Source organism: Parachitinimonas caeni, assembly GCF_030129945.1.
Taxonomy (GTDB): Bacteria; Pseudomonadota; Gammaproteobacteria; order Burkholderiales; family Chitinimonadaceae; genus Parachitinimonas; species Parachitinimonas caeni.
The window spans coordinates 1-860 of sequence record NZ_JARRAF010000141.1; the positions used below are offsets into that span (position 1 = coordinate 1).

Below are 860 nucleotides of genomic sequence, written 5' to 3' on the forward strand. Positions count from 1 at the left end.
TGGCCGGCTTGATCCGCAGCGGGTCGATGTCACGGGCGATATCGGTGTCGGCCTTGACGATCAGGTGGAAGTCGCCTTCGATCGCGCTCGGCAGCACGAAGGTGGCCCGGTTGGTATACGACTCGCCTGGCTTCAGATAACGCGGCAGGTCGAAGTCGTCGGTCAGATGGGTGGCGCGGATATGCAGGAATTTTTCCAGATCGGTGCCACGGTCAACCAGCGCATAGTCGCTATCGTCGAGCGAGGCATCCCGCGACAGGAACACACCGTCGTACCAGTCCGCCAGCCGGGTCGCCCGGTTGCCGCGGTTGCTGACGGTCCAGCTGACGGTGACGGTCTGGCCCGATTGCGGGTGCGGCTGGTCGATTTCAATCTTGTCGATCTGCAGATCAGGTTCGCGGTACACCACCTGCAGGCTGGCCATGCCGATATTGTTGTCGTGGCGCGCGCCTTCATACACCGAGGTCCGGTACAAGCGGTCGCGTGCGTCGGCATTGTCGCCCGCGCTGGCTTCACGGGCCGCTACGGGCTCGCTCTCGCGCGTCGGCGCCAGACTGCCCTCGGCATGCGCCGCATCGGTGATCACATAGACGTAATAAGGCCCTTCCACCCCGGCCGGCAGGGTGATACGGCTGCTGGCGGTATAGCTGCCGCCACTGGCCAAGCCATCGGGGTTGCGATGGACGACCGAACCGACCTGCACCGCCCGCCGCAGATCAAACTGCGGGTCGGGGCTCAGATAGATATTGTCGATCCAGCCTTCGGTGCCACCCCAGACGGCCGCGCCGTGGTTGGTGACGGTCCAGCGGACTTCGACCGGCTCGCCCGAATCGGCCTGCGGCGCGACGGTCACCGCCGCT

The 860-nt window shown here is 65.3% G+C and carries 1 protein-coding gene; it reads right to left on the reverse strand.

Going from position 1 to position 860, the window contains the following annotated elements; all coding sequences use genetic code 11:
- The coding region (locus PZA18_RS24005) for a CARDB domain-containing protein (protein ID WP_284103415.1) at nt 1-860 on the reverse strand (860 nt) is incomplete at both ends.